The organism is bacterium (genome assembly GCA_016786595.1).
Classification (GTDB): domain Bacteria; phylum Bdellovibrionota_C; class UBA2361; order SZUA-149; family JAEUWB01; genus JAEUWB01.
On the sequence record JAEUWB010000038.1, the window covers coordinates 1 to 24,539 of the forward strand.

The 24,539-nt window shown below is 45.6% G+C and carries 25 protein-coding genes; 8 read left to right on the forward strand and 17 right to left on the reverse strand.

Translation table 11 applies throughout. From position 1 onward, the window contains the following. Positions 1–263 precede the first annotated feature (263 nt). The 10 genes from JNK13_05915 to JNK13_05960 form a co-directional block, all read right to left on the reverse strand. A complete protein-coding gene (locus tag JNK13_05915; GenBank protein MBL7662272.1) occupies positions 264–758 on the reverse strand; it encodes a hypothetical protein in 495 nt (164 codons plus the stop codon). A 30-nt stretch (positions 759–788) separates the two neighbouring features. Continuing rightward, positions 789–1,136 carry a hypothetical protein gene (locus JNK13_05920; protein ID MBL7662273.1) on the reverse strand — a complete coding sequence of 116 codons (348 nt, stop codon included), beginning with the start codon at positions 1,134–1,136 and terminating at the stop codon, positions 789–791. A 453-nt stretch (positions 1,137–1,589) separates the two neighbouring features. Then, complete coding sequence (locus JNK13_05925; GenBank protein MBL7662274.1) at positions 1,590–1,847, reverse strand: EscU/YscU/HrcU family type III secretion system export apparatus switch protein; 258 nt, start codon at positions 1,845–1,847, stop codon at positions 1,590–1,592. A gap of 1 nt (position 1,848) precedes the next feature. Next, positions 1,849–4,704 (reverse strand): GAF domain-containing protein, encoded by a 2,856-nt coding sequence (locus JNK13_05930; protein ID MBL7662275.1) that lies wholly within the window; start codon positions 4,702–4,704, stop codon positions 1,849–1,851. Between the two features lie 3 nt (positions 4,705–4,707). Then, positions 4,708–5,544, reverse strand: coding sequence for an EscU/YscU/HrcU family type III secretion system export apparatus switch protein (locus JNK13_05935; protein MBL7662276.1), 837 nt, complete (start codon positions 5,542–5,544; stop codon positions 4,708–4,710). A gap of 3 nt (positions 5,545–5,547) precedes the next feature. Then, on the reverse strand, positions 5,548–6,327 hold the full coding sequence (locus tag JNK13_05940; GenBank protein MBL7662277.1) for a flagellar biosynthetic protein FliR: 780 nt from the start codon (positions 6,325–6,327) through the stop codon (positions 5,548–5,550). Positions 6,328–6,334: 7 nt separating this feature from the next. Then, the gene (locus tag JNK13_05945; GenBank protein MBL7662278.1) at positions 6,335–6,565 is read right to left on the reverse strand and encodes a flagellar biosynthetic protein FliQ; all 231 of its coding nucleotides are present in this window, start codon (positions 6,563–6,565) and stop codon (positions 6,335–6,337) included. Positions 6,566–6,630: 65 nt separating this feature from the next. Next, entirely contained in the window at positions 6,631–7,380 is a 750-nt protein-coding gene (locus tag JNK13_05950) for an EscR/YscR/HrcR family type III secretion system export apparatus protein (GenBank protein ID MBL7662279.1), read from the reverse strand. Next, positions 7,377–7,955 (reverse strand): hypothetical protein, encoded by a 579-nt coding sequence (locus tag JNK13_05955; protein MBL7662280.1) that lies wholly within the window; start codon positions 7,953–7,955, stop codon positions 7,377–7,379. Before JNK13_05955 ends, JNK13_05950 begins: the two co-directional genes overlap by 4 nt. Further along, positions 7,955–8,263 (reverse strand): hypothetical protein, encoded by a 309-nt coding sequence (locus JNK13_05960; GenBank protein ID MBL7662281.1) that lies wholly within the window; start codon positions 8,261–8,263, stop codon positions 7,955–7,957. The genes JNK13_05955 and JNK13_05960 overlap by 1 nt, the downstream gene beginning before the upstream one ends. 194 nt (positions 8,264–8,457) lie before the next feature. Between JNK13_05960 and pyrF the strand changes: the two genes are divergently transcribed. Together pyrF and JNK13_05970 are read left to right on the forward strand one after the other, a co-directional pair. After that, positions 8,458–9,153, forward strand: a complete 696-nt coding sequence (gene pyrF, locus JNK13_05965; GenBank protein ID MBL7662282.1) for an orotidine-5'-phosphate decarboxylase — start codon at positions 8,458–8,460, stop codon at positions 9,151–9,153. A 180-nt stretch (positions 9,154–9,333) separates the two neighbouring features. Further along, positions 9,334–11,400 carry a protein kinase gene (locus JNK13_05970; protein ID MBL7662283.1) on the forward strand — a complete coding sequence of 689 codons (2,067 nt, stop codon included), beginning with the start codon at positions 9,334–9,336 and terminating at the stop codon, positions 11,398–11,400. A 118-nt stretch (positions 11,401–11,518) separates the two neighbouring features. Here the strand turns inward: JNK13_05970 and JNK13_05975 are convergent, their stop codons facing one another. Together JNK13_05975 and JNK13_05980 are read right to left on the reverse strand one after the other, a co-directional pair. Continuing rightward, on the reverse strand, positions 11,519–11,743 hold the full coding sequence (locus tag JNK13_05975; GenBank protein ID MBL7662284.1) for a hypothetical protein: 225 nt from the start codon (positions 11,741–11,743) through the stop codon (positions 11,519–11,521). Positions 11,744–11,975: 232 nt separating this feature from the next. Beyond that, positions 11,976–12,497 (reverse strand): hypothetical protein, encoded by a 522-nt coding sequence (locus JNK13_05980; GenBank protein ID MBL7662285.1) that lies wholly within the window; start codon positions 12,495–12,497, stop codon positions 11,976–11,978. A gap of 465 nt (positions 12,498–12,962) precedes the next feature. Here JNK13_05980 and JNK13_05985 point away from each other — a divergent pair, with 465 nt between their 5' ends. From JNK13_05985 to JNK13_05995, 3 genes are all read left to right on the forward strand, one after another. Beyond that, positions 12,963–13,553 carry a LysM peptidoglycan-binding domain-containing protein gene (locus tag JNK13_05985; GenBank protein MBL7662286.1) on the forward strand — a complete coding sequence of 197 codons (591 nt, stop codon included), beginning with the start codon at positions 12,963–12,965 and terminating at the stop codon, positions 13,551–13,553. 79 nt (positions 13,554–13,632) lie between these two features. Then, positions 13,633–16,059 carry a serine/threonine protein kinase gene (locus JNK13_05990; GenBank protein ID MBL7662287.1) on the forward strand — a complete coding sequence of 809 codons (2,427 nt, stop codon included), beginning with the start codon at positions 13,633–13,635 and terminating at the stop codon, positions 16,057–16,059. A 2-nt stretch (positions 16,060–16,061) separates the two neighbouring features. Next, a complete protein-coding gene (locus JNK13_05995) occupies positions 16,062–16,817 on the forward strand; it encodes a hypothetical protein (protein ID MBL7662288.1) in 756 nt (251 codons plus the stop codon). Positions 16,818–17,479: 662 nt separating this feature from the next. On the opposite strand, the gene JNK13_06000 is transcribed toward JNK13_05995, so the two are convergent. After that, positions 17,480–18,067 (reverse strand): hypothetical protein, encoded by a 588-nt coding sequence (locus JNK13_06000; GenBank protein ID MBL7662289.1) that lies wholly within the window; start codon positions 18,065–18,067, stop codon positions 17,480–17,482. 148 nt (positions 18,068–18,215) lie between these two features. Here JNK13_06000 and JNK13_06005 point away from each other — a divergent pair, with 148 nt between their 5' ends. Then, complete coding sequence (locus JNK13_06005) at positions 18,216–18,722, forward strand: hypothetical protein (protein MBL7662290.1); 507 nt, start codon at positions 18,216–18,218, stop codon at positions 18,720–18,722. Positions 18,723–18,807: 85 nt separating this feature from the next. Here the strand turns inward: JNK13_06005 and JNK13_06010 are convergent, their stop codons facing one another. After that, positions 18,808–19,641, reverse strand: a complete 834-nt coding sequence (locus JNK13_06010; GenBank protein MBL7662291.1) for an OmpA family protein — start codon at positions 19,639–19,641, stop codon at positions 18,808–18,810. 478 nt (positions 19,642–20,119) lie between these two features. On the opposite strand from JNK13_06010, the gene JNK13_06015 reads away from it, so the two are divergent. Next, positions 20,120–22,477, forward strand: coding sequence for a hypothetical protein (locus JNK13_06015; protein MBL7662292.1), 2,358 nt, complete (start codon positions 20,120–20,122; stop codon positions 22,475–22,477). 19 nt (positions 22,478–22,496) lie between these two features. Here the strand turns inward: JNK13_06015 and JNK13_06020 are convergent, their stop codons facing one another. Further along, positions 22,497–22,811 carry a rhodanese-like domain-containing protein gene (locus JNK13_06020; GenBank protein ID MBL7662293.1) on the reverse strand — a complete coding sequence of 105 codons (315 nt, stop codon included), beginning with the start codon at positions 22,809–22,811 and terminating at the stop codon, positions 22,497–22,499. A 14-nt stretch (positions 22,812–22,825) separates the two neighbouring features. Beyond that, complete coding sequence (locus JNK13_06025) at positions 22,826–23,200, reverse strand: iron-sulfur cluster assembly accessory protein (GenBank protein MBL7662294.1); 375 nt, start codon at positions 23,198–23,200, stop codon at positions 22,826–22,828. 341 nt (positions 23,201–23,541) lie between these two features. Here JNK13_06025 and JNK13_06030 point away from each other — a divergent pair, with 341 nt between their 5' ends. Continuing rightward, the gene (locus JNK13_06030; protein ID MBL7662295.1) at positions 23,542–24,159 is read left to right on the forward strand and encodes a hypothetical protein; all 618 of its coding nucleotides are present in this window, start codon (positions 23,542–23,544) and stop codon (positions 24,157–24,159) included. Between the two features lie 136 nt (positions 24,160–24,295). Here JNK13_06030 and JNK13_06035 read toward each other — a convergent pair. Next, positions 24,296–24,539, reverse strand: a 244-nt coding sequence (locus JNK13_06035; protein MBL7662296.1) for a fructose-bisphosphate aldolase, incomplete at its 5' end; no start/stop codon positions are given.

Here is a 24,539-nt window from a genome sequence, read left to right on the forward strand (position 1 = left end):
GATGCCTTTAAGTCCATCAATGACAATTAAGATTACTTGTAAGCTTAGGCTTGAACTTGAACTTATCCTTCCCCTTAACCTAGGAAGAATGAAGGATAAGGGGAAGGATAAGTTCAAGTTCAAGCCTAAGAATATAAGTGCATTAGTATAATTCCAAGCGTGCGTCAGGTTTCAAAAAAATAGAGTAGTAGTTTGGGAAGATCCGAGGGGGAAAATGAAGCTTCACTTCACCCCTCGGAAAAAACCCTTCAGGAAATCCAGTTTCAGGACGTCCAGTTGTAACCGTCAGTGGGCGGACCGCCTTCTTTCGCAGGTCCACCGTGAACGCCTACCGGCTCCATTTCGTCCTTATCTGGACCACCCGATCCGCCGAGAGCAGAGTCTGGGTGATCGACGGGATCAAACGCTCCATCGTCAAGTTCAATTCCAACTGGATCTGGCGTTGCGCCACGAAGCGTTTCACCTATTGGATATGCTCCGGGAAGCACGGAAATGATGATCTCGTTATTAAAAGCGATGACCATCGGATGCTGCGGCAGCCACTGCTCTGTCCACATAGTGACGATCGCTTCTTTCAATCCTGGCTGAGGATCTTGGAAAACGAGGTTGACGATTTGACAATCTCTAACTTTTTCAGAAACCGCACCCCAAATCTTCCGTGCAGCAAGATTAAGGTCGGTTCTATCATCTACGCGAAGCGCGATCGTGACGACATTGCCTGCGCAAGTCGTCGTAGTGATGCTATGGATTTTTACCATTTTTTCTCTTTTTTTTCTCCTTGTAGGCCTCTAGAAACCAGGAAGTGGTAATCCATCCGGCCCCCCAGTAGGGATTGGACGGAGCCGACTCAGATTGTCTTTTCGACGGACATGTCCTTGACAGCCTCCAGCAATGCAGACGCCATTCAAGCCGACTGCTAAGCCGCGGCAGCAAATAGGTCTACGCCGGACGAATGTTCGGATGAAATTCTCAGGAACTTCAGCTAAGACCAGATTGACGATTACGCCACAGTTTGGACAGAGATCGTAAATTTGCCTCCAAAGACCGCTACAGACTACTGGAAAGTTTTCTGCGGTAGTCTCCTCTGGAGTGAATTGAGGAATTTCCAGATTTTTTATCGTAAAGTTGTGACTCATTCTTTCCTCCTTCAAGCCTTACGGCCTATTTGATTCGGATTTGAAAAGACACGAATCTTCTCAAGTCCAAACCAAATTAGGATCAACCCGCCTTCGTCAAGACTACGGCGCGGTAGAGTGTTTTCTCGAACTTACATAAAGGTAAGATTCTGAAAACAACTCTAAAACCTTTAACCAAACTACTTACTCTCAGTGATTACTGCCACGGCAATAAATCAATGAGAGTATTTACTCTTCTACCCAGATTAAAATTTCAAAAACTCTGCTGCCAGAGATCATCAACACTTGTCATTTTATGTTGAGTTCTTAGGCTTGAACTTATACTTGAACTTATCCTTCTCCTTTTCCTTCCCCTTAACCTACGAAGAATAAGGATAAGGATTAGGGGATGGATTAGTTCAAGTTCAAGCCTAAGGTTATAATTCCTTGCAATACTTTTCTAGGTATACTTTCCTACGTATACTTTTCAATCTCAACAAGTAACTTGGCAACTTCCTCATACAGCTCTTCAGGAATTTCTTTCCCCGACTGCAACTTACAAGCTTGTTTTACCACTTGCTGACTTTCTTCAATCGGCACCCCATAGCGGAGCGCCGTGCGCGTCATTTCCTGAGAAACTTTACCGCGCCCAATACAAGAAACTTTTGGCGCATTTTCCCCGGCTGAATAATCCAGTGCAATTGCAACTTTTTCTTTTTTTGTTGAATTCATTTTAGCGCAACTCCCGAGTTGTACCTGGCGAGCGTGGCTGCAGTTCTTGATTGTCTTTTGACTTTGCGCCATTTTGATTTGCAGCTAAATTCTTAACCACATCTTCTGCAGAACTTCCCGGTAAAACAATTCCTGCGCTAAGTCCCGGAATTAAACTAGTTCCCTCACTGACGGGCAGGTGTAGAATAAATTCTGTGCCTATGCCGATGCGGCTTTCCACCGTAAGTGAACCGCCGTTACGCTTCATTAATGTATAGGCTGCAGCAAGCCCCATGCCATTACCCGACAAACTCAAGCCCGTGCCAGGATCGAGATTTTTTGTAGTAAAGAAAGGCTCAAAGCAACGGCGCTTAGTATCTTCATCCATCCCCGCACCGTTATCGCGAATTGAGATGCGCACATATTGACCATAAGGCAAATTGCGCTCGCCACTATCTTGGTCGAGCCTGACTTTTTCAGAGCTAATTTCAATCACGCCACCCTCAGCCGTGGCTTCGTAGGCATTGGTGATGATACTTGCAATCACTTGCTTGAGTTGTCCTGGGTCGACGTAAATGTTGGGCAGCTCCTTACCGGGACGAATCTTCACGGTGCGCTTCGCTCGCACTTGCTCCGGAAGACTTTCGACAATGCCCTGTAAAATATAATTTAAATCTGCAGTCTCGCGTTCTGGACGCTCAAGTTGAGCAAAACTCATCAATTGCTTTACGAGCTGTGCCCCGCGAGTTGCAGCTTCAGTGATTAATTCTGAAGCACGCACTACTTTTTCCGGCACTTTAGCTTGGAGCTCAAGTAACGAAGCTTGGCCTAAGATCGCCTGGAGCAAGTTATTAAAATTATGCGCAATGCCTGCCGCAAGTAGGCCCGCGGTGCGCATTCTTTCGCCTTCGGCCATACGTAATTCAAAGCGTTTAGCTAATAAAACGGCGGCGATTTCATTGGCTAAACTTTTTAAGAGTGTAATATCGTCATCGCCAAAACCGCGATCATCGACAGAAGGCTGCACGGCAAGCACTCCCAGCACTTGCCCACCCGCTAAGAGTGGCATCACCACTACTGAACTAATTGCCAGACGGGAGAAAATTTTACGATCTCCAAATTGCAGACGCGCTTCTTCGGGTTTATCAATAATTACTGGTTCACGTGTTTTTACGGCGGTGGCAATGGCATTATTTGCACCGGTAATTTCGATATTAACTTCAACTAGCCTGCGACGTAGCCCCGGTCCATAAGCTGATTGCCCAACAATGCGCGAGCCAGTTTCATTGACAAGTCCTAACCAGAGTCGTTTTAGACCAAGCTCATCGCGGATAATCGTAAAGGCGTTAAGGAAAATATCATCGGTGGAGAGATTGCGTGAAAGCTCATGGCTCATGCGATAAAGCGCAGCTAAATTTTTTGTCTGTCGGCGATAGACGGTAAATAAATTGGCTTGGCGCGCGGCTAGTCCAATCTGCGAGGCGGCAGATGAAACCAACATCACATCGCCACCATCAAAAGCAGTGGCTTTTTTGCTAAAAATACAAATTGTTCCCAGCGTCTCGTCTTCAACTGTAATTGGCACAAAGAGCGCACTATGTAGGCTTTCTTCTTCAGAAAGGATGATATCGATGCGCGGATCGAGGCGAATATCAGGAATTGCTAGCGCTTGACCGTGGGTGGCAACTTGCCGCGCTGCTGTTTCGAGGTTTTTAAGCACACGAGAATTTGTCTGCAGATTTTCTTGAAACCCATGAGCAGCAAAGAAATTTTTCTTAGTTTTTACATTCGGCGCAAATAAAAAGCACAGCCCTGCATCAGCGCGAGTCGCATCACAGAGTGCCACCAGTCCGCGTTCGGCAATGTTATGTGGATCTAAGAAACCACGAATTGCCGAAGAAACCGTATAGAGTGCGCGAATCTTACGATTCTGCACAACAAGTGATTCCTGAGCCTCGCGTCGTGATGTAATATCAATTCCAAAGCCGTCCCAGCCAGTTAATTTTTGATTTTCGTAAACCGGCACAAGGCGCACAAATAACCAGCGCACATTTCCAGAGACGCGATTGATCACCCGAAATTCCTGGTCAAAACTTGAGCGCGCATCGCGCATTTCTGTGGCTAGCGTTTTAACCCGATCTTGATCGTCAGGATGGACAAAATCAAACCAATGCACACGACTGACCCCGCGAATGTCTTCGGGGTTCATGCCAAAGAAATCCAAGGCCCGGCGACTGACAAAGGTCAGCTTCTGTTCTGGGTCGGAGTGAAAAATAATTGCATCAGAATGTTCAACTAAGCGGCGATAACGCGATTCTGACTCATCACTAGCGGCAGTATTTTCTGCGGGAATTTTTGGGCTTGTAGCAATTTCTTTTGAGCGCAAGCTCGGCGTTGTCTCAGCAGCTGAGTTTTTGACTAATGAAATCGCCATCACCTCAGCAAGTTCATCTAATCCTTCACGGATTGAATCCCAAGCGATTTGACTTGGCTCAGAAAAATAAACTTGAATCGCACCTAAGTATTCGTCGTTAAAGACCAGTGGGATGGCCAGTGCTTGTGCAAGGTTGAGATTGAATAATTTATCGACGACGCTACGTTTGGCTGCATTACCAAACTTCGCCAGCTCAAAGGGTTGCAGTGTGTGTTTAAGCTCTGTCGTAATCTCATCGCTTAAAACTTTAAGATCTTGGTCGTTAGTGATTTCAAGCTGGTCATGGATCCAGGTAATCAGGCGTTTTTCTGGGAATTCAGTGGAGACAATCGTCAGCGCACAGCCTGACTCTAGGCCAATTAGCTCAGCGGCTTTGAGCACAAGCTCACGCGCTGTCATCCGTCGTTTTAATGACCGACGTATATTCAGATACCAATCGTGCATTTACTACTGCTTCCCTACTACTAGCACTTTGGCGCGGCGCACTTTCTCGGTCAGTCCATACAGCGCAATCTCTTGATGTTGCTGTCTGCGGCTTGCGCGAATGTGCGGGTCGCCTTCAGACTCACGGAATTCTTGGCGGAACTCATTTTCATCCATCATCAGTCGACGACGACGTTTACGACGTTCCAACCAATAAAATACCAACCCCAGTATCGCACTAATTGCAAGTATTGGGGAAAGCAAGTTGAACAAGAAATTTCGGATAAAACTATTTCCAACTTGAGTATAATATCCCTGCTCGTTAAGATTTACCGAATTTAGACTCTCGGTTAAACTATTCAGCGAACCAACAGTAAGCCATAAGCTCCAGACAATAAACACAATGCAAATTAGCGTTGCGCTAAGCGTCTTTAAGATTTCAGAAAAATACTCTTTTGCACTCCCGCCAGTAATGCGCTTCAACCCAGCACTAAAACTCAAACGGCTGAAATCACAGCCAAGTGCTTTAGTTGAAATCCCAGGTCCAACTTGCAACAATTCAATTGCAAACACGCCAACCAGTAGGGGGCAAATTATTACCCAAAAAATTCCAACAACTACCTTAAGCCAAAGTTTGGCGAATAATACCATATTTTGGTAGGAAAAGTCTCGTACGCTGCTAAAATTTTCCTCACTAAGTATCTGAAACTCTTTAAATTTATTTGTGAATAAAAATATGCAGGAAATACAAATAGTTAGCGCAACAGCGGCAGTAAGCTCCTTTGCCCGAGACACGTCTCCGTCTCGCCTAGCCTTGGTTAGTTTTTTCTTTGTTGGCTCATATTTCTTCTCTAGGGCCATGCCTCAACCTCGAAACTGTCTGAGTGAAATCAAGCTCTGCAGTAAGGGACCAAAAGAAATTAATTCGTAATTCAATGTCACTAACATTAACCCTAGGCCCGCAATCAGTTTGAGGTTGGTATATTCAGCGGCAAGTGACACCCGACCTTGAAACATTCTGGCACTAATCCCCGAGACTAGGTCAACGACAAAACTGAATAATAAAACTGGACTAGCAATTACCACTGCAGCAAGAAAAACATGGGAGTAAACTCGCACGCTCTCAAACAAGAAGCCCAAGCCCACAACACTCAAAGGCTGACTAAGCGGGAAGTGCTTAAATGAGAATGCAATTAAGTCGACACAAACCATGTAACCGCCCGTGGCAAAGACGCAAGCAAGCGTAAGTGGCGACATCAGGTGCTCTAAAACCGAGGCTTGCGATCCAATTTCAGGATTAACTTGCTCGCCGTAGTTAGCCCCACGCGCAAAGTCAATCATGCGCGCTGCCACTGCTAAGACTTCACTAATAATTGCCAAAGGAATGCCCCAGAGGATCCCCAGTAGCGCTTGCTGCAATGCCCAATAAAAAAGTGTCGTCAAGTTAAGTTCGATTGCATGCTTCAGCTCAAGCTCAGGTAAAAGATAAACTGCCACCACAAGCGCAAGTATCAAAATCCCACTCGGTCGGAGCGCGCTTCTTAAAATTGGGATTACGCTCAGTAAGCAAAAAACCCGCACCAGCACTAATCCAGCTGTCCAAGCAAGTGCCGGCAAACTCAGCTGCATCAGTTCGCTGGCCATACACTCCTCACCCTAGTTTAAAAATTCCGGGAAGTTCCTGGAAAGTAAGATCCATTAACTCCAGTAAACTCTGACAGAAAACGGGCCCGAGTAGGAAAAAAACCAGGCAAACCGCAGCAAGTTTTGGTAAATAACTGAGCGTTTGATCTTGGATTTGAGTGACTGCCTGAAAAATACTGATCACAAACCCGACCAACATTGCCGCAGCAAGTGGCACGGCAGAAGCAATCACTGCCATAGTCAGCCCATGAGTTAATCCACCTGGTCCGTAAATCAATTCATTCATAGTTCAGACTATCCAGTTTAGGCTGCATAACTTAGTACTAAGGCTTGGGTTAATCTAAACCAACCATCAGCAGCAACAAAAAGTAATATTTTAGCCGGTAGCGCCACAGTCATGGGGCTGACCATTGTCATTCCCAAAGCGACAAGCAAATTACTCACGACTAAGTCAATCACTAAAAATGGAATAAAGAGCATTACTCCCATCGCAAAAGCACTTTTTAATTCTGAAATTAGAAATGCAGGAATTAAAGAAAAATACGATTCGTTCTCGGCTAAGCACTCTGCACTAGATTTTTTTTGAGCTACTTGCCCAGTTCCACAGCGTTTGTCGACTCGTGCAAAATATGCCCGCTCACGTGGAAAGGCGTGGGCTTCTAAAAATTCCCTGAGTGGACTGAGTGCTGAACTGAGGACATTAAACGCGCTGATTTTTTCGCTTAAACTCCCAGTCATGCTTGCGCTGCCAACTGGCGGCGCTGCGCTATTAATTGTCAGATTAAGCTTTTGCTCAATCGCGACGACAACAGGCTGCATAATGTGACAAGTCAGCACCAGTGAGACCAACCCAATCACTGCTGCAGATGGAGTTTGCTGCAACCCTAACGCTTGACGCAGTAAACCAAAAACAATGCTCAATTTGAGATAAGACGTCACAGCCAGTAAGCAAAAGGGCAGCATTGCCAAAAATACCATCACTCCAACAAACCCCAGCGGTGCTGACTTCTCTGCAGTAGCTAAGGTTTGAGCTAAGACTTCAAATCCTGTCATGGCAGCACCTTTAGGCAAGCTGCTTTTGCACCTGGCTCGCTAGTCTCTGGCTGCTTTTGCTCTTTCATTAAATTTTGTTCGCGGAGGTCCTCGGCTTCCAAATTTTCCGAGACGACAAGGCGCAACTTTGTGATTTCGCGAAGGTCGCCCTCGATCTGCGTTTGGCGTTTACGGCATTGATCTAATTCTTGATGCTCATAGGCAATTGCAGCTTCAAGCACTTGGCGATGTTCATCTAGTTTTTTTAACTGACTGCCAACTTGAGCGCGCATAATGCGCGCCCCAAAGTCAAAGTTCTCGATTAATTCAGCTTTACCGCGTGCAATGATTTTACTTTCACCAATACTCACAAGGCGCTTTTTGTTTTGTCGCTCTTGGATATCGCTTAAACACTTAATTGTGGCATGCAGGCGCTGCAAAGCTACGAGCACCTTCTCTTGTTCAGCAGCGAGGCGCTTAAGCGTTGTCAGATAAGAGTGCTCGTGCGTTTTTTCTCGTGCCAGAGCAATCTTTAAGCGCCTCAGCTTTAACTGCGTAGCGCTTGGACTTGAAAGTGTTTGACTATCGGCGCTCATTAATTGCCTCCAAACTGCTGAATCCGTTTAGCGGCGTTTGATGCCGCCTCGGCAACGTTGGTAACAAGATGCGTGCGCAATTGCACATTTTGCACTTGGATCTGATAATCAAGTAGGGCTTTCATGTCCGTGGGCTTGGCATCAAGCCCAGGCAGCGCTGTGACTTTGTCTAATTTCTCACTCACAGCATGTAAGTGCTCGAGAAAGCTTTTCCCGCCAGTAGTCTTTAAGTCTGGAGACTGCTGAGTTAATGCCATATTCTCAATTTTTCCAAAGCCTTGACTTGGATTGATTGAACTAATTTCCATAAAATTCACCCTCCCTTGGTTTAGAGGGCAGTAAAAATAGGTTGATTAATTGCCCTCAATATTATTTTCGTCCGTTTTGGGGCAATTGTTGCTTTGCTCGAAAAAAATAAATTGCTAGAGTCTCAATACTTGCCAAAGTACTGTGGCTAGCAGCCGAGATTACTAGAGTTAAATCATGGGGATTTCTATTTTTAATGACGACTACAAGTGAAAGGTTGATTGTTGCCCTCGATGGGCTTTCCCGCCATGAAGCATTAGAACTGGCAGAACTTCTCTCCGGTTATGTCTGGGGCTTTAAAGTCAATGATTTACTGGTTGAGTATGGTGTGCAAATCGTTAAAGACTTGAAGGCTCAGGGTAATGTCTTTGCGGATCCAAAACTACATGACATCCCCAACACTGTCGCTAACGGAGTGCGCCGCTTAGTCGAAGCTGGCGCGCAAATTATCACAGTACATGCCAGTGGCGCGGAAACAATGATTCGTGCAGCAGTTACTCAGGCAAAGTCCTGCAAAATTGTAGCTGTTACTGCGCTAACTTCTCTCTCGCACGAAGAATGCGAAAAAACATATGGCAAGTCTCCGGCAAACCTGGTGAAACACTTTGCCACCTTGGCACTAAACGCGGGCGCGCATGGCATTGTCTGCTCACCACTTGAACTCGAACTATTTCCAAAAACTGAGAATTTCATTCGCATCGTTCCAGGCATTCGCCCAGAATGGGTTGAGACAACAAAAGCCGCCGCAACAGCAGACGATCAAAGCCGCATTGCAACACCAAAAGCTGCGCTCGATCGCGGGGCAACTTATCTTGTCGTGGGACGCCCGATTACTCACTCGAATGATCCCGTGGAGAGCACTAAGCGGATTCTCGGCGAATTAAGAGGGTAAGTTTCTCAAGTTGAGCGCAACAGTAAAGTTATTCGGCTTAGGCTTGAACTTTTACTGAATCCTTTAGCTTAAAAGGTTAAGTAAAAGTTCAAGCCTAAGCCCAAGGAGATCACCAGCATGTATTTACAGCTTCAATCGGACACTTGAGCCAAAGTCCCATGTCGGATATGTTATAGCCCCATGAGCGATCAATTAATTGGTAAATATCGAGTCATTGAAACTCTCGGCCAAGGTTCGATGGGTGTTGTCTATAAAGCTGAAGATCCAGAAATTGGTCGGCTGGTTGCGATCAAAACACTACGTAGCGTGTATATGGGTGATGATTCGCGAGGCAACGAAGCGCTCGCGCGCTTTCGCCAAGAAGCCCGTTCCGCTGGGAAATTACGCCATCCACATATCGTCATGATTTTTGAGGCTGGAAAAACCTCAAACGGCTCGCCCTATATCGTGATGGATTTCATTGAAGGCACAAGCCTTGATAAATTAATTGGCAAAGATAAAAAATTACCCCCCAAAGATGCGATTCACTATTTAGCCCAAATCGCTAGCGCAATTGATTATGCTCATGCGCAAAGCATTATCCATCGCGACATTAAACCAAGTAACGTCATTATTGATAACTCGCGTAAAGCGCACTTACTTGATTTCGGTGTAGCAAAACTCGCGGATACTTCACTAACCCCAGCGGGCACAGTTGTCGGCACGCCAAGTTACATGTCTCCTGAGCAAATCCGCGGCGAGCAGTTAAATGCTGCGGCTGATATTTTTTCCTTTGCGGTAATGGTTTATGAGGCTCTGGCTGGAGTGCGCCCATTCCCAGGCAAAGATTTCACGACGGTTGTCACTAATATTATCCATAATCCACCGCTACGATTATTTGAAGTTGGCTATGAAGGACCAAAAGAAGTGCAGCAAGTGCTGGATAAGGCGCTCTCTAAAGACCGCACGCAGCGCTTTACGAATGCGCTCGAATTCATCGATAAGTTGGGAAAAATATTTTCACTAGCTATCGATGGCAGTGGTGTAATCGGAGAAGCAACTCTACTTCCGCCTGTATCACGTGCAAGTGGAATGCCCGGTGCGCAACCGCCACAAGATATCGCTGTCGACATGACCTTGCCGCTTAGTGCTCCTGAAATTCGTGGAACAATGGTCAATCTTGGGATTAGCCCACCTGAATTGGCTGAAGTCAAACCCCTTGAATCCAAGCCGAGCGCAAACAAACCAAGCGAAATTAAAGCTCCGCAGACGACCCCCGAGGCAAGCAACTCAAATCAAGCAACTGCCACAAACAACAAAGTGGTCGATCCAAAAGTAACTACTGAAAATGCGGCAGATAAGAAACCTGCAGCGCAATCAACGACAACTAAAGTTGCCACGGAAAATCAACCCGAAAAGCAAGCTGAAAAACAAATTCCAAAGCAAAGCGAAAAGCCGAAACAACGTTTTGAACCACTGCAACCAATCGTTACTGAGCGCAGTGAAGATCTGCCACCAGCGTCTCCTGCACAGCAGAATAAAGTTCCGGCAAAATCAGGTTCAATCTTTATTCCTGGCTTGATTGCACTCTGCTTACTTGGTGGCGGTGGATTATACTATGCGCTGAATCAAAAGCATGCAACCGAGGAAGAAACTGCTTCAAGTTCGGCTGATCACTCTGAAGATTCAAATTTCACCTTAAACGAAGAAACAAAGGTCAAAACTCCAGCAGCTGAAACTACTTCGACGCTAGCTACTACTCAGGCAACAACTGCGGTTACAACGCCCACAGAAAAGCCCAGCAGCGCTACGGGGGAACGCTCATTAGTCGAGCTTTTAATGCTTAATCTTACTGCGGATGTAGCGGCGAAGCTCTCGAACAATGAACTTAAGATTTTAATGCTGGGCTCTGATTTAGCTGACGACGTCACGAAACTTTTAATTACTGAACTTGCCAAGCGTAAGCTCAGCGATGTCTCGGGCTATATTGGTTCAATCATGAAGCATAAAAGCTTTCAGATTCGGATTGAAGCCTTAAAGGCTCTGGCTGTGCAGCCCAATCTTACTCAAGACCAAGCCGCGATAAGCTTATTATCAGATCGCTTAAGTGACCCTGATTATTTGGTGCGTGGCTTTGCCGCAAAGGTGATTGGTAAATCCAAGATCTCGCAGGCGCGAACTGCATTAGAAACGCAGCTCCAAACTGAAGAGAATGACACTGTGCGCCAAGTTATGAGCGCGGCTTTAGAAAGTATCAGTACAACTTAAGCAAAGCGTACTTCATTATTTTATTTTCTAAGCAGAAGTAGTGGAAGCACCTTAAGTAACACCTAAAATTATGTCGCCCTTGAATCGTGGATTACAAGGGCGACGACATGCTCAGCCTCTATTTAGTCTTTTTGCCGAAGACTAGTGGCGTAATCCCAAAGCAGGCGAAGATCGCTGCCCCGACAAGCGCCTCAGGATTTGGGCCATTTGCCAAAAAGCAGCCCCAGGCCGCAATTAGGCACATACAGCAAAAGATAACCGCCCCGAAAGTGACCATGTTACTTTCGAATGGGGTCATGCTCTCGACGACGACGATAGGTTTCTGGTCATTTGAACCAGCCATGATTCCCTCCTGGACATGCGTCGGAAAACCTTTTCAAGCTTCCACCACGTCCGCCCAAATCTAAGCGCCTGAGCGGAAGTGGCGAAAAAAAACTTCTACTAATATTTTAAATTCAACGTAACCAAATTTTACAAATATGCAAAATAATCATTTGAAAGCGCAGGGCTCCAGCAAATTTGAACAACCTGTAAGGAAAACCCTGCGCCACGCGAATCAGCACCGTATGCAAGAATTAGGTTTTTTTGATTTTGACACCTTGAACAAACTTTATTGCCGATTTCCTTGCCACTTCAAGCGTAACCCCCTTTTCCGGGCTTGCTCTGCCAATGATCAGCATCGCACTGTAGGGCTTCCCGTTTAGATCAGATGCGCCGGGCTCTGGAATCCAACCAGACAAGACTTGCGCCGTTTCGACGACATTCTTGCCTTTTTCGTTGTGAGTAGCGACCGTGAACTTCCCCTCTGTCTTGATTGTGGGCTTGGCATGCTTGCAGCCTTGATGACGATTGGCCAACATGTCTTTCGGCTTCTGAGAATTGAGGATTTTGAGATCAAGCCAAACCTTAGTCCCATCCTTAGAAGTCCACATCAAATCCTCGGCCGCAAACGACCACGATGTCAGATCTTTTGGAAGTGTGACGTCGTAATTGCCAAGAGTGATTTTGTACGGAGCATCCTTAGACGTATCCTGCAAAGCATAACCTTGCGACACCACGCCCATACAGAATGCCAAAAAAATAACGAGTAGTTTCATTTAGAACCTCCGAGTTCGAAATTTGCTGGATTCCCCAGCGCTCAAGAAACTGATTGCTTGTAATTGCCAGAGCGCTGAAGAATAAAGCTGCTTCTACCCGGATGCTGAATATGAATTTTCAATTCTAGAGCGAACGCTGCGGAGCGATCAGCCGTAGAACAGACAAAGCCTAGAAATCTATCATAATATTAATTAGGAATAAAGGCTGCGCCAACTCTCATATTTAATCATACTTACAAAGATTGCCGTTGCTACCTACTTGATGGTTGATGATAGTTTGATGTTGGTGGCAGCCTGATCCGTAACCGTCTAACAATACAGGACTAATTAATACACTTCTATAGCACAGCTATCCTGGTGATAGCCTAAATTTACAGCCTTAGAACATAATTTATCACCAAAACCTTTTGGCAATTATTTAATTATTTGGCATACATAAGTGGGATTTTTTCGTGGAGTGGGTTTATGCATATTCAAATTTCTAAAATTCTTACAATCAGTGTTTTTATTTTCGCAGCAATTTTTGGACTACAAGCTTGTCAACCGAAACGCCCCCGACCGCAATCTTCAGACTTCGCTGAAACGGCATATCTCGATCATACCGTTCGCTACCGCGGAGAAACATTAGGCTTAATTTCTCTTTGGTATACAGGGAACACAAATAACTGGAAAATGATTGCTGACGCTAACCCACGCTTAAAGCCAAACCAAATCACACTTGGCGATAGAATTCGCATACCACGCCGCTACATTGTCGAATCTCGCCCACTACCCGAAGGATTTATTGCTAAACGCCTAGCAACAAAAACAAAAACTACTAAAGAAGTAGAAACTCAAGTCGCGCCAACTGATAATACCGTCGTCGAGCAACCTCAACCAGTAGAAAATTCGGCTTCCGAAAATACAGAAATGCCAGCTAGCGATCAGCTTCCCACAACTGAAGCCCCACAAGTTGCAGTGGACAATAACACCGTACAACCAGCCACAGGCACTGCGCCGACAGCTGGTAACGATGCTGAGCGTGAAAAGCTACTGGAAGAACTACTTGCTCAGTAATACTCGCCCGGGAATAGCGTGGTCAGACTATGCTGTTAGAAGTTTATCCGGCACCCACACAAGTGGCAGGTGATGATTTATGAACTTTGAACCAGGCAAATTAGTCGCCAAACGCTATGAGGTCATACAAAAGCTTGGCACCGGCGGCATGGGGCTGGTTTATCTCGTGCGCGACAAGGAACTCAATAACGAGGTCGTAGCGCTTAAACTTTTGCATCAGCACCTTGCAGACGATGAAGATGTTTTTGCACGCTTCAGAAATGAAGTCTTAGTAGCCCGCTCCCTTTCACATCCAGCGATCGTGCGCTTACACGACATTGGCAGATCCGAGGAAGGCTTCTTCTACATTTCGATGGAATATGTCGACGGCTCAAGTCTTAAAGACTGGATTCATGACCTGAAGAAGCGTATGGGTGGTGATGAAAACCCACTATCCTTCCCTGCTGCCTTGAAAATTTTCTACCAGATTTGTTGCGGCGTTGCCTACGCACATGGCAAGGGCATTATTCATCGCGACCTCAAACCCGCAAACGTATTGATGAGTAAATCCGGTGAAGTCAAACTTGCAGATTTCGGAACAGCTCGCATCGGAAGCATGTCTCAAGGTTTAACTAAAACCGGACAAGTTATCGGTACTCCCGACTACATGGCGCCGGAGCAGATTCAAGGTCAACCACTTGATTCGCGTTGCGATGTCTACGCGCTGGGTATTATGGGCTACGAGCTTGTTGTCGGAAAAATTCCTTTCGACGCTGACAGTGCAGTGGCCATGGCGTTTAAACACCTGCACGAACAAATTCCTAAATTTGCTGACGCGCAAAAAGGAATTCCGACGTGGTATGAGCAACTGATTCGTAAGGCCACAGAAAAAGACCCTTTCAAACGCTATCCATCAGCAGCAGAATTTGCAGTCGACATGGCGCGCTATGCTCCAGAAGTTGCTGCAAAAACGCAAATGTTTCCCTCCTCTGGCGGTTCAGGGATCACTCAAGCATTTCAACAGCAGCAAACTCAAGCTGAACTATCAGGGGCAGCAAAAACACCTGGCGATTCCCGAGAATTCCAACTTGGCGATCAATTTAAATCGGGAGCACTCGATACTTGGCATTTAGATAGCGCAGAAGCGCGCGTCTTCATGCAAGGAATCGCCGGCAAAAAACAAGCGAAGAAGCTTGCCCTAGTGCCTACGCTGCTGGGCTTACTTGCTGTGGCTGGCATCGGAGCAAGTCTATGGTTTTATCAAGCCAGTCATGAAAGAATTGAAGCTAAAGAAGAAAGTGAGCCGTTAAAAAATGAGTCCACTGCCCAACTCGCTCAACAAAATCAAAATATCACTGCCACTGCGGTAGTAAACAATACTCCACCAACTACTGCCGCAACAAATGATCAGGCTACAGCACAAATTCAAAATCAAACTCCACCAGCTGCAAGCGATCAGACTTCACAAGCTCAGCAAACTCAAACAGTAACTAACAACAACGCAAAAGTTGAAGTGGGACAAACAACCACACAAAACCAAGCTGCAACCACAACTCCTGAGAACACTCAGGGCAATCTTACTCCTACAGAAGCAGTGCCGACACTTCTCCCCGTCGAACCACCACTTCCCGTTGGACCGCTACTAGCTTCGAATTTGGCAATTAAAGGGCGCACTTCAGCAGCCAATCCAATTCCAGGCCAATTTGCCTTAGAGAAACTTGACGCTGTGGACTGGAAAGTACAACTCAAGGGCCTCCCAATTAAATCTCAAGATGAACTCAAAGCTTTACTCAAAGCAGAAATCAATACAATCGCCTTTGACGCCAAGAATCCTACGCGAAAAGTCGATCTCTCCGAGTCAATTCTTGGAGATGCCGCTACACTAAGCGATGGAACAGCTGAAATCGGCGGCAGCTTAGCGCAACTTAAATCAAAATTTAAGGCTGGGCAGTATACGATTGCCCTATATCGCAACGAAGAAAAACTCACTTCTCAGGATTTCTCAATTTTTACAACTTCAAACCCTGAGGACAAAGCCAAAGCAGAAGAAAAGAAAAACGCGCAAACAACTAACATTGCCTCAGGAGCAAGCACCATTACTGTTCCTGGAACGGAATCGAGCAAAACAACTCCGACTCCTCCACCTGTAACGGAAACTGGCACAACGACTGACACGGCAAGTCTTAAAACTGAAATTACTACGACACCTCCTAGTGACGCGGCACCAGAACAAGCTGCAGGACCTCGACACTTTGCTGGTGGGCTCACTCCATCAAGTAGTCCAGACCAGCGATTAAGTTTAAGTTTCGATCTTGAATTTTCAGAAAGCGCCATTTCTGGTTCAGCAGATCTCGATGGACAACCTTATTCGGTCTCAGGCAATAAACAGCCGCGCGGGATTGAACTTGTCCTCCGTAACGGCCCGACCACGTACCGCCTCACCGGCGTGCAGCGTGCCAACGCACTGCGCGGTAGATATTCCAAGGGGTCTGAAGAATATGGTTCGTGGGAGGTCTCTGGACGATAATCATGTCAGCTAATCCTGACCTCGTAAAACTCTGCGCCCAAAAGCATATTCTCGCTGCGGTTTATAAGGACGAATTCGATAAACTTTCGCCGCGACTTCGCGCTCAAGCGCTAAACGCCCCAATCGAATTAGTTCGCGAATTGCGGTTTACCATCGAACGCAACAACAATAACACTGCCTATGCATTTTCCGGTGAACGAGCCTTCACTGCGGCACATGAGAATCTTCGAGAGATTTTGCGCGCAAAGAATCGCCCACTCGTAACAGTCGGCATCAACCCTGTGCTTTATTTCAAACAAATCGATGATACTAAAATTAGCAAAATTATTGTCGATCTAGGCACAAAAACAGAGCTCATTGTCGAAGCTGAAGATTTAGCTGAGTGTTCGCATTTAGCTGTGATCGCAAAGTTAGCCCGCCTCGAGAAAATTTACATTATTCAAGCCCATACTAAAGACGCACTGATGATGGAATTAGAGGGCAATCAGTATGCACTTGGCTTTATTTCGAGTGAAGATGCAAAAGCTCACTTAAAAGGCTTAGAAATAACAAACCCTGGAGCGCACCTGGCTGGAAACGATCCGGCCTCAATCGCCAGAGGAATTTTAAACTCTGCTGAATTTGAGGGGTTAATTTTAAACCCAGCAATGGAAAATCAATTTCAAATCAGTCGTGACGACCTTGAGGCAATGTTAATTGTTGCTAAAATCTCAGGAGAGTCGATCTGGAAGAAACTTTTCAGCCTACGCAAGGATTAAAGCGAGTCGTCCTTTGTACCTTTGTCAGCACATCCTCGGCCTTGCCACCTACTAGCTACCCATGGCAATTAAGATAAGGAAAGCAGATAAATCCTCGTCATTTCGAGCGAAAAGAAGTGACGTCGAGAAATCTCCAAATTCTCCAGCAAAAGCAATTGGAGATCTCTCCACTTCGCTCTTCGCCGTAAACATACACGGCTCAGAGCTTCGGTCGAGATGACGGCGAAAAAACCCTGATCTTAATGGCTGCCGTGACTAGCTACCAGTAATGCGGCGCGGGCTGCTCAAAAAAAAGATAGCACTGCACTTTCTCCAAACCTCTCTCCTCCCAAAGACTCGGCCACCCACAGCATTAATTCCAACTAGCTATTTTGCTATAATTATTTGCGTTCAAAGTATCTTTAGTAGAGCGTAGAGTGGAGACCTCGGCGTGAGCTCGGTCGAACGCTTGGTGGAAATTTTTCGAGGGCCTACGCAGGCCAGTAGTAGTTTGTTCAATTTATCATTGAAGTTAGCATGGCCGAGTACGACCGAGGAAAATTTTCAGCAAGAGCACTCGGAGCGTGTAGCAAAGGGAAAATAGAGGTCAATATATGACTCTAGACACAAGCAGATTTACACATCTAGCGCTGTCATCTTGAGAGAAACACCCAAAAACAGCGCTATTTCCTAAACCACGGCAATAAACCAGCAAAAACCCCCTGATGCTGCGGCTGGCTTAGATTATTCTCCGCAAGCTTACGAATCGTCTCATTACTAGTTAGGATTAACATTTGATCGCGGTCAATCCGCGCTTCAAGTTTTTCCAAACGACTACGCAACCAATCACGCTCTTCCTTGAGCGATCTAATTTCAGAGAGCAGTCGCTTATTAATCGCCACAAGTTCATAGGTGCCAGCAAAATGATTTTCTCGAGTGGGCCGGTCGCTTACTTGATCGTTACTGTCTTCAAATTCGATTTCAATATCAAAACCCTGATCAGCCTCGGCATGATTGGACTCAACTGTAGGCTCAAGAATTTGCGAATCCCGTTCCTCGGCTAATCGAACCTGCTCGGCTTTGGACTGAGAAGTTTGTGGCGGCTCAGTGATTAAGCCAAACAAGTCACGTACGTCTTGTTGCTTGAGTTGCTTGGCTTGCCCCTCGAGTTGATATGTCTCGAGTAAACCAAAATTTACAAATTGCCGTACAGTTTCCTCAGAAACATTTGCCCAGCTCGACACTTCAGAAATTGATAGATATTCAGCCATATTATCAAACGACCCTATTTTATGTTGCTTATAGCGGTAATTTAATCTTCATCCAAGTTATCTTTCTACTTGTACAACTTTCTTACTTCAGCTAAGAAGAATAAATCTGCGCATCAGCGTGCGTGCAAATGTTGATTAGGGGGGTAATATGGTTCAAGCTGAATATACTGCATCAGAAATGCGTGAAATCCTGCGTCGTCTTTTTCCAGAACGTCGCTTGGTATTATCGCAGTTTACGTTTTTCAATCACTCTGGGATTACTAAACCGAGCGGGCTTTCCTATAAGCGTGGAAGGCGTTGCTTCTGCCTCGTAGACATTTTGCCGATTGCAGTGGTTTTAACGCTTAAGGAGCAAGGCATTCCGCTGAAGAATGCTAACCGGGTGCCGCTGCTTGTACAAGAGAAGGCTCAAGAAATACTTAGCTTTAATCAAACCTACCGCCTCACAGGCTTTGGGTCACATCTCTGCTTAACAACATTAGCTGACCCTCAGCCGAATATCCCACTTGAATATTTCTTAAACGAAACTAAGGGTGACACCCTCTTTTGGGGACTAGATTTAAGCGCTGTAGCCCAAAACCTCTTACGTGCGATTAATGGCGAAACTATTATCAGTGAAGCCTTCGTTGATGACTTAGAACTAGTCGCAGCATAAATTTACCCCGCACAACGAGAAAAGGCCCCGTGAGTTTTACTCACGGGGCCTTTTTTTATGGTAGTAATTAATTTAGCTAACTAAATTAATTAGTCTTGGCTGGAGGTAATTCAGCTTCAACTTTGGCAATTTCTTGACCACTACCTTGGACTGTAAATTGCACGCGACGGTTTACGGCACGAGCCCAATCATCTTGCTCAGCAAGAACTGGGCGAGTTTTACCATAGCTCATTGGCGCCATACGTGCTGGGTCAATTCCAAGCTCAGATAATTCTTTAATCACTGCCTCAGCGCGCTGCATTGCAAGCTGGTTGTTATATTCGTCTGTGCCTTTAAAATCAGCATGTCCTTCAACTTCAATTTTCAAATCAGGAACAGCAGACAAAAGCTGACTGATTTGTCGGACTCGGCCACGGCCAAGATCATTAAGTGTAGCTTTACTGAAATCGAAATTTACATCCGGGATAAAAACTTGTCGGTCTGCACAATTCCCACCTACGCAACCTGTATTCATTGCCTCTGCGCCTGATGCAATTTCAGCTGCTGTGCGCTCTTCAGGACGAATTCCAGACATCGGGAGAATCTGTTTACAATTAGGGATATTTTCCGCACCGGTGATGCAGAACGGCTCGCCCTTATAATCAAATGGCTCGCGGTAGCCAAATACGCTGCGCGTAACACGAGTTGAGCTCATCAAATAACTAAATGGGCGGAACACGGCTTCGCGTGCAACCCATCCGATCGGATGAAGCGCATAGCCAACGATGCGTAAAGGATGTGACTCGCTTTCACGCCATTGTGGTTGTGGGTAATAATTCCAAAGGCCATTGTCTTTTGGATAAAGATCCTGCGCGCTAGCGCTACTGACGATACCCATCAATCCTAAGGCTGCTACTAATGATAAGCCACGATATTTCATACCGATTTGCCTCTCCTACATGAAACTAATTTTAAGAACTGCATCAATCCAAAACATTATAGGACAAATGCGTATTAGTGACGACTATTTTTTCCAAGCGCTAGTGTCAAGTGAAAACGCGTTAAACGCATTGAACTAATGGTCATTTAGAGTAATTCACAATTCTATCTAAATAAATTGTGGATTACTCTAAGGAGCCCTTGCAAAGCGCTCACAGAAACTGAAACGCCGATTTAGTCTCCGTAATATTGCGTAAAGATTCATCTTTACGCAACCAGATATAATCAAAGCGGTTCTTAGATATTCTTGTGTCTCGTCTTAAGCGAGGCCTTTTGTTGCTACATAAAAAAATTAAACGCTTTAAGACCAGATTAGCGGATTTAGGTGCATTTTTATATGAAAATAGTTATTTATCAATCGCTAAGGGCAGTTTTCTCATCAAAATATGTAGAATAGCGATATATAGTATTACGGGAAAATGCAGCCAAACCAGAATCAGCTTCGCACAAAACAATTTACCAAAATTCTAATTTTGGCAGTTGGACTGTACGCATTAAGCTCGATTTGGATGACCACGGCGACACGTTATCATTCAGATTTTTTTATCCACGGTCGCGGATTACCAATTTATGCTGCAGCGTTTTTCCTGCCCTTTTATCCCGCAGTAATTTTTTCAATCCTGATCAGTCTCTTTGCAGTCTATCTTGGCTTTCCACCGGTAGAGTCAATTAGAATTTGCCTGTTTACAATTTTACTCGCAGTCATCGCGCGACATAAGCGCGCGCTTTCCCCAGTGATGTTTTTGTCGATGCTCTGGGCGCTTTGGGAATGTAGCTTACTACTGGGATCAAATGTATTTCAGATCAGCGGACTTCCGACCTGGAGCTTCGAACGCTTTACAGCTTTAACAATCGAAATCACCGGAGTGCTCTTGATTAGCTTACTACGTATCGCTCCAGCTTTACGTCAGAGTATGACGGCAAAGCTTCCGGCAGTAGAGAGCTTAACGCTCTATACCGACCTCGCAGCACTAGCAACATTTAGCTGTAGCGCACTGGCGCTTTATTCGATTGTCAAAACTAGCGGCCAAAGCCCTGAGGAGATTATTCTACGGCTTGGTTCGGACAAGCAGGCAGCGCTATTATTAATGGGGTCTCTGGTGCTGCTACCAACAGTGCTCGGCGCAATTGGCTCATTAGCGATCCGACGTTTTGCAGGAAGTTTAGAAAATTTAGCACAGTCTGACCCGCGCATCGGACTACATCATGCGGCAACAGTAATTCGCGAATTCCGTGATAGTTATGCGCTCGTCAGGGAGTCGCTAGCCAAGCTTCATTCCGATTTGCGCTACGCACAGCGCACGATCAAAGAACTCGATCACGCTAAAGACGCTCAAGAAAACGAAGTGCGCCGGCGCGAATCAACGAGTCGTAACCTCATGCGCATTCTTGATCACTCAGCCGTCGGCGCAATTTCCTTAACTGCTCAAGGTACAATTATTACGATTAATTCGAAAATGCAGTCCCTGCTTGGACTTGAAGGCCACAGTCCGATTGGACAACAATTTTCAAGTATTCAGTTTAATACTCCCTGGGGAAAGGAAATTAGCGAGCTTTTAGTCAATGCCTGTCGTGACCCACATCAGCTACTCGGGAGTGAACCAATCCGACATTATTGCACACCGCGCGAGAATTTGATCCTTAAACTCGAATTAAGTGCGCAATCCTCTGCTGAGTTCAAAAATCACCAGAGCTATCAAATTCCCACAAGCGAACTTGCCGTGGTGCTACTAGCCTATGAGCAAGCAGATCTGCGGCAATTTTACTTGCATTTACTGGCTGGAGAAGAAGCTAAGGCCGAGCAGAAGGCGGTCAAATTCGACATCGGGTTTTTTCTTAATGCCGGCGTAAAATTCCTCTATGAATCGCTAGCGCTTGATGAAATCGCCCCTTTTGCCTGCGAAGGCAAGCAACCGCTAGTAGAAATTCCACCGCACAAATTTTATCAATTACTTGCAAAAACTTTGCACACTGTAGAGCAAATGCTACCGCACACATCCGAGTTAAAATTCGAAATCGCCACTGAGGCAATTGACGAAAGAACAGCTTCGCTCCTTCCTGGCTCACATGCAGGAATCTTTGCACGCTTTTGTATTTCGCACGAAGGTGTGAGCGTCACCTCACAAATGCTTTCTTCACGCACACATGCTGCGCAAAGTGAGCTCGAACTTGCCTGTCAAAAACTAACAACGCTTGTGCGTCAAATCGGGGGCTTTGTCTCGATTCAAAGTAGCCAGTTACGCGGCACTGCCTTAACTGTCTATGTTCCGCAGATGCATGATGCTGTCTTGCGTCCGGCTGAGAAAAAGCCAGCAAAAGCTAGTGACTCCACAGCGCCAACTTCACAAACTGACCCAACAGAAGAAAATACAGGACCAAGTGTCTTACTTGTGACCGGATCATCAAGTATCGATCAGCAAATTGTCGAACTCATGAACGCCCTCACCGGAGATCTCTCAATTAAGTCGCTGCATCAAATCGAAGCTGAATTAAACACTGAACTCTTTGGCTCAGGAGCAGGTTTTGCTGAAGCAACAGGAGAGCATCAAGCTGGAAGCTCTGTGACGGTGCATGTTGATGCGCTTGTAGTTACAGTCGAAAAGACGACAACTGAGATTTTGGATTTAGTTAAAACTTTAAAATCAGAACATCAGGCCACAACGACATTACTGATTCTGGCAACTGATGAGGACGGCGAAGAGGCAATTAACCAAGGTTTTACAATTCTCCACCAACCGGTTGAACTTGAAGTCTTAAAACGAGCGCTAAAGATTTGAGCGCAGTCCGGGTCGCGGGCTACTCCTTTCTATAAGCCTCAATCCCACCAGTTAAATTCTTTAAGCCCGAAATTTGTTGGGCGCTTAGCCATTCGATTGCTTTCTGGCTGCGTTTGCCTGAGCGGCAGTAAACTATGCATTCAGCTGCTGAATTATTAATAAGCTGCTTTAATTCATCAATACGCTCCGCAAGTTCATCCAAAGGAAAAAGATGCGCTCCAGGGATATTAATTTTTTGATATTCGTCGAGTTGACGCACATCGATTAAAATTACTGGGCTACCAGCTGAGAGCTTAGCCTTAAGCTCTCGCGGCTCAATAGTTTGCAGATTCATGCTGAAAATCTCGATTAACTAAATGATGAACCACAACCACAAGTGCGTTTAGCGTTAGGATTATTAAATTTAAATCCAGCGCCCTGCAAGCTTGTGACATAGTCAATGCTTGTGCCTTTAAGAAAGTTAGCACTGGCCATGTCGATAAATATTTTTAAACCATCGACTGTTGAAACCACATCACCCATGCGCTCTTCTTTCTCAAAATCTAGGCCATACTGTAGTCCTGAGCAGCCGCCACCTTGGACAGCGATTCTCAGGCCGTGGTCCTCTAGACCCTCTTCTTTAAGGGCCGATTTAATCATTTCAATCGCCTTTGTAGTTAGTGTGACGGGGAAATCATTAGTATCATTAGAGACTTGCGCTGTTTGGGGATTTGTCTGTTCCATTTAAAACTCCTGATGAGGCCATTATATAACCACTTAATAGGACTTGGCAAATTCCGGTTTAATTAATTTGCAACCATTACGCGTTAGTTTAATTTTATTGAGAATGTGCTATAAGGCCTGTTCAAATTAGTTCTTTGATAATGCAATCATTACGAGTAGATGTTTTTCATACCTGATCCGTAGTCAGCATTGTTAAGTTATACCATCTGATTCTGGATCAGGCCTGCATTGAAGGTTTTTTGTCTTCCATAACCAGAGTGATGTTCGCTGCGGTTTATTAAGAATGCACCGCCTCGAATGTCCTTTTGGCCCAAACCATGGACGGACAACTGGAAGGAAAAATGAGGACTATCGTCAGTACTTATAATCAACGGCCCACTGTGCCGTTTTCGAAGTTACTTGCGGCAATTGTCACAAGTAAGATTCACATCACCCCCGAAGAGCGGCATTGGATGATCTACGTCGGACAGGGATACTCTACCAAAGAAATCGCCAACATGCCTGAATTCTGTGTGAGTAAGAAGACAGGTGAATTTCACCTAACCGGAATCTACGGCAAACTCAAAGATGCAATTCAAATCCAAACGGGCATACGTCTCAAACGCTTCAGCAGCTCAAAAATGATAACTTGGGCCCTTGCGTCCGGGACGATCTTTGCTAGAGATCTCTATCGTGAGGATTTCAAGTTCATCAGGCCGAGCAAGTTAACTAAAGAAGAGCGATCTGTCCTTGAGGCCCTGATGAAAGGTTGGAGTGACCAGGAAATCGCAGAGCTGCCAGGGATGGAGAAGTCTCGCGGCACAGTTCAATTTCACACCGCTAACTTGCGGAAAAAGTTTGGCGTCCACAACCGACTCCAGCTTTTGCAAGTTGCAATCCACTTGTGGATGGAAATGGAATCGCAGAGAGAATCTCAACCACCAGTTCTTCAGATGCCCGAACTACCAGGTTCGAGGTAGAGCAACATTGCTTGCGCATCTACAACGCATCGAAACTAAGAGGTCGACCACGACGAGCCGCTGCTTTAAAGGTTTTTAACTCTGAATTGAAAATTTCAGATGATAGGATCTAACTGCAGGCCTGGCTCGTTTCTTTTTAAGCAGCTTCTTTATAAATGCCTTGAATAGTTTTGAGTAATTTAACTGCATCAGCCTTGGTGCGTTGAAAAGCATTACGGCCCATAATTGAACCAAAGCTTCCGCCTTGGGCAAGGCCCTTAACTTCTTCAAGCACTGCAGCCTCATCTTTAGCTTCTCCGCCAGAGAAAATTGTAATTCTACGGCCGTTAAACGCGCTCTGAATTACGTGACGCACGCGATCGGGCAGTGTTGCCACAGGA